This is a genomic window from Streptomyces sp. NBC_00091, from assembly GCF_026343185.1.
Lineage (GTDB): Bacteria > Actinomycetota > Actinomycetes > Streptomycetales > Streptomycetaceae > Streptomyces.
Genome location: NZ_JAPEMA010000001.1, coordinates 527,580 through 536,403, shown reverse-complemented (window position 1 = coordinate 536,403; position 8,824 = coordinate 527,580). Strand labels below are relative to the sequence as shown.

Below are 8,824 nucleotides of genomic sequence, written 5' to 3'. Positions count from 1 at the left end.
CCGGTCCGGGCCGGCCCCCCACCGGGGCCGGCCCCCCACCGGGGCCGCCCGACCCCACCGCCCCCTCCCGACCCGCCTCCCGAAGCGAAGGACGGCATCCCATGACCACCGCACCCACAGCCACCCGCCGGCTGCTCTCCATCGACGACCTCACCGACGAGGACCTGCGCTCCATCGTCACCCGCGGCGCGCACTTCGCCGCCGGACGCGCGGCCACCGAGCGCCCCCTCGCCGGCTGGGTGGCCGGCATCTACTTCAAGAAGACCTCCACCCGCACCCGCAGCGCCTTCTCCGCCGGAGCCCTGCGGCTCGGCGCGCAGATCGTCACGTACGGACCCGACGACCTCCAGGTCAACACCGGCGAGACCGTCGAGGACACCGGCCGGGTCATGGCCCGCATGCTCGACGTGCTCGTCGCCCGCACGGCCGGCACCGACGAGGAGCTCCTCGGCCTGACCGGCGGCGGCCGGCTGCCCGTCGTCAACGCGATGAGCGCCGCCGAGCACCCCACGCAGGGGCTCACCGACCTGACCACCCTCCAGCTGACCTTCGGCCGCGTCGAAGGCCTCGGCGTCCTGTACGTCGGCGAGGGCAACAACTCCGCCGCCGCCCTGGCCCTGGCCCTCAGCCGCTTCCCCGGCACCGCGCTCGAACTGCGCACCCCGGCCGGCTACGGAGTCGACCCGCGGATCCTCGAACGGGCCAAGGCCCAGGCGGCCCGCCACGGCTCCACCGTCAACGAGGCCCACCACATGGACGGCCTGCCCGTGGACGTCGACGTGGTGTACACCACCCGCTGGCAGACCACCGGCACCACCAAACCCGATGCCGACTGGCGCGAGCGCTTCGCCCCCTTCCAGGTGACCCCCGCCCTCTGGACCCACGCCCCGAAGGCCGTCTTCATGCACGACCTGCCCGCCCACCGGGGCGAGGAGGTCGTCGCCGAGGTCCTCGACGGACCGGCCAGCATCGCCTTCGACCAGGCCGAGAACAAGATGCACAGCGCGATGGCCGTCCTCGAGTGGATCCGCCACGGCGCCGTCGCCGACGCGACCGGTGGGGCGGTGCGGTCATGACCACCGCCCCCGCCACCGTGAGACCCGGCGAGCCCGAGCAGGCCCGCCCCGTGTCCCTGCGCCGCAACCGCGACTTCATCCTGCTGTGGGTCAGCGCCGGCGCCACCGCCCTCGGCGCCCGCGTCAGCGGAATCGCCTACCCGCTGCTCGTCATCTGGACCACCGGATCGGCCAGTTCGGCCGGCCTGGTCGGCTTCGCCGCCCTGCTGCCCAACCTCCTGGTCCAGCTGCACGCCGGCGCGGTCGTCGACCGCTTCGACCGGCGCCGGCTGATGATCCTGTGCGACCTCGGCTGCCTGGCGGCCACCGCCGCCGTGGCCGCCGCCGTCCTCACCGGACACCTGTGGATCTGGCTGCTGATGGCCGCCGCGTTCGTCCAGGGCAGCCTGGCGATCTTCTACCGGCTCGCCGAACGGGCCGCCGTACGCCACGTCGTACCGGCCGGGCAGCTCCCGCAGGCCATGTCCGGCAACGAGGCCCGCACCCAGGCCGCCGGATTCCTCGGCCAGCCCGGCGGCAGCGTCCTGTACGCCGTCAGCCGCTCCGCGCCCTTCCTCTTCGCCACCGTCGCGCACGCGGTGTCCCTGTGCTCGCTGCTCCTCATCCGCAAGAAGTTCCAGGAGGAGCGCACCGAGCAGCCCGGCAACATCACCGAGGAGGTGAAGGAAGGCCTGGCCTGGACCTGGCGGCAGCGCTTCCTGCGCAACGGCATGCTGCTGATCAGCGGCACCAACCTGCTCTTCCAGGTGGTCTCGCTCGCCCTGATCGTCATCATCAAGGAGGGCGGGGGCTCCGCCGGCGTCGTCGGCGTGGTCACCGCGGTCAGCGGCCTCGGGGGCATGTTCGGCGCCCTGACCGGCTCCTGGTGGATCCGCCGCGTCAGCCTGCGCGGACTGCTCATCGGCGGCACCGTCGGCTGGGCCCTGATCGTCCCGCTCGTCGGCCTCACCAGCAACCCGCTCCTGCTCGGCCTGATCTTCCTGGCCGCCGCCATGATCGGCAGCATCACCAACGTCGCCGGCGGGATCTACCAGGTCACCGTCACCCCCGACCGGCTCCAGGGCCGGGTCGGCGCCGCGATGGGCCTGATCGCCACCGGCGCCTCCTCCTTCGGCATGGTCGCCGGCGGCTTCGCCCTCGACCACTTCGGCAGCACCCACACCATCTTCGGCGTGGGCGCGGGCCTCGGCCTCCTCGCCCTGCTGTCCCTGCTGCTGCCGAACGCCGAGATCCCCGGCTTCCCGCCCCCGCCCGGCGGCCCCGAGGTCGACGCCCCCCGGGCGCCCGCCGTCGAGGCCACGGCCGGCCCGGCCACCGGCCACGAGCACGACCCCGAGACCCAGACCCAGCCCCTTTCCACCCAGAAGTGAAAGAAGTGACCGACGTGACCACCGCGATCTCCCCCGCCGCCGACACGGACCACACCCCCCTCCTGGAAGTGACCTCCGCCGACACCGGCACCGAAGCCACCCCCGAGGGCCTGCTGTCCTACCTCGCCGACACCGAGAACGTCGACCGGCTGCTCCTCGCCCACAAGGCGCTCGTCTTCCGCGGCTTCGGACTGACCGCGGACACCGTCGACCAGGCCCTCGACCTGATCCTGCGCAACCGCCTCGCCTACGTCCACGGCAACTCCCCGCGCACCAAGGTCGGCGACAACCTCTACACCTCGACCGAGTACCCCCAGCAGTTCACCATCTCCATGCACAACGAGCTCTCGTACGCCGAAAGCTGGCCGACCCGCCTGGCCTTCTTCTGCCAGCAGGCCGCCGAGACCGGCGGCGCCACCCCCGTGGTCGACGGCGAGGCCTGGCTGGCCGCCCTCGACCCCGAGGTCCGCGAGGCCTTCGCCCCCGGCGTGCGCTACACCCAGAACCTCCACGACGGCATGGGCCTCGGCAAGAGCTGGCAGGACACCTTCGAGACCCAGGACCGCGCCGTCGTAGAGGAGTACCTGCGCGGCACCGGCGCCGACTGGGACTGGCGCGCCGACGGCGGCCTGCGCGTCAGCCTGCTCCGCCCGGCCACCGTCCGCCACCCCGTCACCGGCGCCGAGGTCTGGTTCAACCAGGCCGACCAGTGGCACCCCGCCTCCCTCGGCGACGAGGCCGCCGGCGCGCTCGCCCAGCTCCTGCCGCCGGAGGAACTCCCGCAGCACGTCACCTTCGCCGACGGCAGCCCCATCCCCGACTCCTACGTCCTCCAGGTCCGCGACCGGGGCCTGGAGACCGCCGTCGACGTCGACTGGAACACCGGCGACCTGCTGCTCATCGACAACGTCCTGGTCGGCCACGGCCGCCGCCCCTTCACCGGGCCGCGCCGGATCCTCGTCGCCATGACCGACTGACCGGCCGCAGCCGAGCCCGCCCGCACACCAGACGCACACCGGAGACCCGATGGCCCTCCCCGCCCCCACCCTCACAGCCGACACCGCGCGCTGGTTCCGTCGCCAGGCCCGCACCGTCGCCCCACGGGTGAGGCTGGTCTGCTTCCCCCACGCGGGCGGCGCCGCCAGCCTCTACCGCGACTGGAGCGACGGGCTGCCCAGCGGGATCGAGGTGCTCGCCGCCCGGCTGCCGGCCCGCCAGGACCGCTTCCGCGAGCCACCCGTCGAGCACATGGACGAGCTCGCGGACCGGATCGCCGAAGCCCTCCGCCCGCTGCTCGACCTGCCGTACGCCTTCTTCGGACACAGCCTGGGAGCCGACGTCGCCTACGAGGTCGCCCGCAGGCTGGAACGCGAACACGCCGGCAGCCCCGAGCGCATCTTCGTCTCGGGGGCCCCGGCACCGCACATCAGCGAGCCCGTGGACGTCGACTCGTACGACGACCCGGCCCTGGTCGCCGAGATCCAGCGGCTCGGAGCACCCCACACCGAACTGCTCGACGACCCCGAACTCGCCGCCCTGCTCCTGCCGTCGCTGCGCGCCGACTACCGGCTCAGCGCGCGCTACCGGCCCACCCTCGCCGAACTCGACCCGGTGAGGGCTCCGATCACCGCACTCGTCGGGGACGCCGACCCCCTCGTCCCCGTCGAGGACGCCCTCCAGTGGTCCCGCCTGACCACCGGAGGCTTCAACCACCGGGTCTACCCCGGCGACCACTTCTACCTCGAACGGCACCGCAAGGCCCTGCTCCGTCTGGTCCAAGCCGTTCTGCTGCCGGCCTGAAAAGGAGCCCCCACGTGACCGAACTCGCCCTCGCGAACGCCGCAACACGGCTGCTCGGCCGTACCCACGTGTGGTGGTGGGACCTGCCCGAACGCACCAGCCCCGCCGACCTCGCCCTGCTCGGGCCCACCGAACGCGCCCGGCTGCGGCGCTACCGCAAAGCGGCCGACGCCGCGGGCTACGCCGCCACCCGCGCCGGGGCCCGACGCGCCCTCGGCTCCCTCCTCGGCATCCCCGCCCACGAGATCACCCTCGGCCGCGCCGCCTGCCCCGGCTGCGCCGACCCGCACCACGGGCCGCCCCGGCTGGAGCGGCCCGACCTGCCCATCGCCGTCAGCATCTCCCGTACCGCGTCCCGCGGCGTCCTCGCCCTGCGCGCGGACACCGCCGTCGGGATCGACATCGAGGCACTGCGCACCGTCGGCAACGTCTCCGACGACCACCTGGCCCAGATGGCCCTGACCCCCGCCGAACGCGAAGTCCTCCTGGACGCGGCGCCCGGCCCCCGGCGCGACCGGCTCTTCCTGCGCTGCTGGACCCGCAAGGAGGCGGTGCTCAAGGCCGTGGGCCTGGGCCTCGTCGGCACCGAACTGAACCGCCTGGAAACCCACCCGCGGACACCGGGGCCGGTACTGATCGACCACGAGTACGAGGGCCGCGCCACCCGGTGGTCGGTCGAGGACCTGGACATCGGCGACCGCTACGCGGTGGCCGTGGCCCGGCCGCACGGACCGGCCCCGTCGGGCACCCACATCCACGCAGACGTCCGCTGAGACGAGGAGACCCACCATGACCGTAGAGATGACCTTCACCCTGCCGGACCTCGCCACCCCCGCGCAGGAGTGGCACGAGTACCTGAGCGAGCTCGCCGCCGTGGTGGCCGCCGCCGACCCCGGCTCCACGTACGACTGGGAAGCCCGCGAGCGGATGCGGACCTCCGCCTGGGTGCGCCACGTGTACGAGCACCCGCGCTCCGCGGAGCTCCTGCGGAATCCGCACTCCGGCGCCGTGGCCGAGGCCCGTCGCCGCGAGGCGGCCGAGCTGGCCGGCCGGCTGGACGGGGGCCGCGCCGTCGCCCGCCCGGCCCGCCCCGGCTGCGACGCCTGGGCCGCGGCCGCCGTCGCCTCCGTGTGGGAGATCACCACGGCGGCCCTCACAGGCCCGCAGCGGCCCCCGCGCGAGCGGGTGGTGTCCGACGTGTGGACGGTCGTACGCACCCTGCTGGTCCCGGCCGTGGACCGCCACACCCCGGTCCTCCGCCGCCCCCGCGGCGCCTGGTGAAGCCACGGAACGCCCCGGGGCGCCGTCCGGCCGGCCGACGGCGGGACGGCGGGCGGACGACGCCCCGAGAGCGGTTTCACGACACGGCCGTCTTCGACAGCGCGCCGCGCTGCGTGGGGATCGCCGTCCGCGCCCGCACCTCCAGCGTCCGGGCGAACAGCAGCACCAGCTCGTGGCAGTGGTAGATCGGCCGGCCCTGCGGATCGACCCCGGCGATGTCCATGAGCGCGGCGTCCACGAGCTGTTCGAGCCCGTACTCGGCCTCCAGCTCGACCGTCCCGAGGACGCCCGCCAGCTCCTGCGCCGTCCAGTTCCCGGTACGCAGCCGGGCCAGGCCCCGCAGGGTCCGCATCCCGGCCGCCGGGAGCGACCTCAGCGAGCGCTGCAACGCCTCGCGCACGCTCAGGTCGCCGAAGCGCAGCTCCGCGAGCCGCTCGGCCGGGGCGGCCAGCCGGGCCGCGAGCCGGGCCGTCGGCCAGTGCGGGCGGGCCGCGAGCCGGGTACCGGTGATCCGCAGCGCGAGCGGCAGACCCGCGCAGTACGCCACCAGGTCGTCCGCGGCGTCCGGCTCCGACGCCACCCGGGAGCCGCCCGCCGCCGAGGCGAGCAGCTCCAGCGACTCCGCGTCGTCCAGCGGCGCGAGCGCCATGGTCTGCGCCCCGGCCACCTGGGTCAGCCGGGTCCGGCAGGTGATGAGGACGGCCGACTTCACCGTGCTCGGCAGCAGCGGCCGCAGCTGGAGGTCGCCCACGGCCCCGTCCAGCACGATGAGCAGCTGCTTGTCGGCGGTGCGCTCCCGGTAGAGCCGGATCAGCTCCTCGAGGTCGTCCTGCACCCCGGGCGCCTCGATGCGCGGCTCGCCCAGCGACCGCAGCAGCCGCACCAGCACGGTGCAGGGGTCGCGCGGGGTGCCGTCGGGCTCCGACAGGTCCGCGTACAGCTGCCCGTCGGGATAGTGCCGGGCCCCGCGGTGCGCGGCGTGGACGGCGAGGGCCGTCTTGCCCACCCCGGCCATACCGGTCACCAGGCAGCGCCGGGGACGCCAGCCGGAGCCGCCGCTCGGTGCGAGTACGGCGTCCAGCACGGCCAGTTCGTCCGCGCGCCCGGTGAAGTCCTCCACGTCGGGCGGCAGCATCGTCGGCACCGGATCGGCGGCCGCGGCCTGCCCGCGGGCCGGGCCCGCCGAGTCCAGGACCAGGCTCCCGGTCAGCACGGCCTGGTAGGTGGTGTTCAGGGCGACGCCGGGGTCGACCCCGAGCTGGTCCGCCAGTACGGCCCGGCCGTCGTGGTAGACGTGCATGGCGTCGGCCTGCCGCCCGCAGCGGTACAGGGCGGTCATCAGCTGGGCCCGCAGCTGCTCGCGCAGCGGGAACTGGGTGACCAGGCCCGTCAGTTCGGCCAGGATGCGCTCGTGGCGGCCGAGCGCCAGGTCGGCCTCGATCCGGGCCTCCAGGGCCAGTGAGCGGACCTCCTGCAACTGCGGCAGCTCGATGTCGCGCAAGTGGCTGGTGGCATTGCTGAGCGCGGGCCCGTGCCACAGGCCGAGGGCCCGGCCGAGCAGCTCGGCCGACTCCTCGTGGGCACGCGCCCTGAGCGCTTCGCGGCCGCGCCGCTCGAGCTCCTCGAACTCCAGCAGGTCGATCCGGCTGCCGTGGGAGACCAGCAGGTAGCCGGGCTGGCGGCGGATGATCTCCACCTCGTCGCCGAGCCGCTTCCGCAGCCGGGACATGTAGGTGTAGATCTGGGCGCCGGCGGTCGCCGGCGGGTCCCATCCCCAGAGGAGGGAGCTGAGCCGGGTGTCGGAGACGACCCGGCCCCTGGCCAGCAGCAGCGCGGCCAGTACGGTGTGCACCTTCGACCCGGAGAGTGGGATACGGGTCTCACCCCGCCTGGCCTCCACTGGGCCGAGAATTCGGAAGTCCATGCCTCACCCCGTTCGGACACTGTGCAGTGAGCACGGTCCAGAAGGTAGGCAGGGCGGCTTTTGGCTGGATTTCGCTTCGATTTCGCAGGGGTTCACGCACCCGACGGACTTCCCCACCCCGACGCATAGAAGCAAGAGAGAAACCTCGTGCAGGCTGGGAGTGAACAGCCCACGGCCGAGAGGACTTACCCCAGATGAGGACCGAGACGAGCGGCGCGACGACCTCGCGCGGCACCGACCGTGACCGGACTCCCGCACTCAATCTTGTCAACGTCACCAAGGTGTACGGGAAGGGCGGTACCGAAGTCCGAGCGCTCGACGGGGTCTCGGCCGCGATTCCGCGGGGCACCTTCACCGCGGTGATGGGCCCGTCGGGCTCCGGCAAGTCCACCTTCATGCACTGCGCGGCCGGCCTCGACCGCCCCACTTCCGGCACGACCGAGGTCGGCGGGGCCGATCTGACCCGGCTCGGCGAGACGGCGCTGACGAAGCTGCGCCGCAAGCGGATCGGCTTCGTCTTCCAGTCGTTCAACCTGGTGCCGTCCCTGACGGTCCGCCAGAACGTCGAACTTCCGCTGCGGCTGGCGGGCGAGCGGATCGAGGAGGGCTGGCTGAAGGAGGTCCTGGCACGGGTGGGTCTCGACGGCCGGGCCGGGCACCGCCCCGGCGAGCTCTCCGGCGGCCAGCAGCAGCGCGTCGCGATCGCGCGGGCCCTGGTGACCCGTCCCGACGTCATCTTCGGCGACGAGCCCACCGGAGCCCTCGACACCGTCACCGCCCGCGAGATCCTCTCGCTGCTGCGCGAGTGCGTGGACGAGGCGGGGCAGACCGTCGTCATGGTCACCCACGACCCGGGCGCCGCCTCCTACGCGGACCGGGTGCTCTTCCTCGCCGACGGCTCCCTCGCCGGACACCTGGACCAGCCGTCCGCGGAGGCGGTCGCGGAGCGCATGACCAAGCTGGGAGCCTGGTCCTGAGCCGCTCGACGGCCACTCGAGAAGCGCTGCGGCGCACCTCGAAACCCGAGTGATATCGAGTCAATAGAGCGGCTCCGTAACTTCTTTCTCAGCGGCCCGGTGGAAGACCGGGCGACCAAGGGGGAGAAGAAGAAACCATGCGCAGCCACACCGCGTTCACCACTGTCGCCGCCACCACCATCGCGGCCTTCGCACTGACCCTCATGGGCGGTGTGTCGGCCTCCGCGGCGGTCAGCACGTCGGCTGCGCCCGCCCCGGAGGTCCCGTGGACCGCCCCGGCCCCCAAGGGCTCCCTGACCGTGGTCGTCGAGCTGGACGAGGTCCCCTGGACCTGACCGGACCCGGGCCGGCGGTTCCCTGCCGCCGGCCCGACGCGAGAGGCCCCGGCCCCCTGGA

Annotated in this window: 9 protein-coding genes; 8 read left to right on the top strand and 1 reads right to left on the bottom strand. The window is 73.7% G+C overall.

What is annotated here, in order from left to right:
• Positions 1–101: 101 nt before the first annotated feature.
• The 6 genes from OOK34_RS02285 to OOK34_RS02260 are packed head-to-tail and all read left to right on the top strand — an operon-like array spanning position 102 to position 5,527.
• Positions 102–1,076 (top strand): ornithine carbamoyltransferase, encoded by a 975-nt coding sequence (locus OOK34_RS02285; protein ID WP_267032184.1) that lies wholly within the window; start codon positions 102–104, stop codon positions 1,074–1,076.
• Positions 1,073–2,446, top strand: coding sequence for an MFS transporter (locus OOK34_RS02280; protein ID WP_267032183.1), 1,374 nt, complete (start codon positions 1,073–1,075; stop codon positions 2,444–2,446). Before OOK34_RS02285 ends, OOK34_RS02280 begins: the two co-directional genes overlap by 4 nt.
• Before the next feature lie 5 nt (positions 2,447–2,451).
• Entirely contained in the window at positions 2,452–3,423 is a 972-nt protein-coding gene (locus OOK34_RS02275) for a TauD/TfdA family dioxygenase (RefSeq protein WP_267032182.1), read from the top strand.
• Between the two features lie 49 nt (positions 3,424–3,472).
• A complete protein-coding gene (locus OOK34_RS02270) occupies positions 3,473–4,246 on the top strand; it encodes a thioesterase II family protein (RefSeq protein WP_267032181.1) in 774 nt (257 codons plus the stop codon).
• Between the two features lie 14 nt (positions 4,247–4,260).
• Positions 4,261–5,019 carry a 4'-phosphopantetheinyl transferase superfamily protein gene (locus OOK34_RS02265; RefSeq protein WP_267032180.1) on the top strand — a complete coding sequence of 253 codons (759 nt, stop codon included), beginning with the start codon at positions 4,261–4,263 and terminating at the stop codon, positions 5,017–5,019.
• A 16-nt stretch (positions 5,020–5,035) separates the two neighbouring features.
• Complete coding sequence (locus tag OOK34_RS02260) at positions 5,036–5,527, top strand: hypothetical protein (RefSeq protein ID WP_267032179.1); 492 nt, start codon at positions 5,036–5,038, stop codon at positions 5,525–5,527.
• Positions 5,528–5,603: 76 nt separating this feature from the next.
• On the opposite strand, the gene OOK34_RS02255 is transcribed toward OOK34_RS02260, so the two are convergent.
• Positions 5,604–7,451: an AfsR/SARP family transcriptional regulator gene (locus OOK34_RS02255; protein ID WP_267032178.1), complete on the bottom strand. Its 1,848-nt coding sequence runs from the start codon at positions 7,449–7,451 to the stop codon at positions 5,604–5,606.
• A gap of 194 nt (positions 7,452–7,645) precedes the next feature.
• Between OOK34_RS02255 and OOK34_RS02250 the strand changes: the two genes are divergently transcribed.
• Both OOK34_RS02250 and OOK34_RS02245 read left to right on the top strand, forming a co-directional pair.
• Positions 7,646–8,428 carry an ABC transporter ATP-binding protein gene (locus OOK34_RS02250; protein WP_267032177.1) on the top strand — a complete coding sequence of 261 codons (783 nt, stop codon included), beginning with the start codon at positions 7,646–7,648 and terminating at the stop codon, positions 8,426–8,428.
• Between the two features lie 137 nt (positions 8,429–8,565).
• The gene (locus OOK34_RS02245; RefSeq protein ID WP_267032176.1) at positions 8,566–8,763 is read left to right on the top strand and encodes a hypothetical protein; all 198 of its coding nucleotides are present in this window, start codon (positions 8,566–8,568) and stop codon (positions 8,761–8,763) included.
• Positions 8,764–8,824 lie beyond the last annotated feature (61 nt).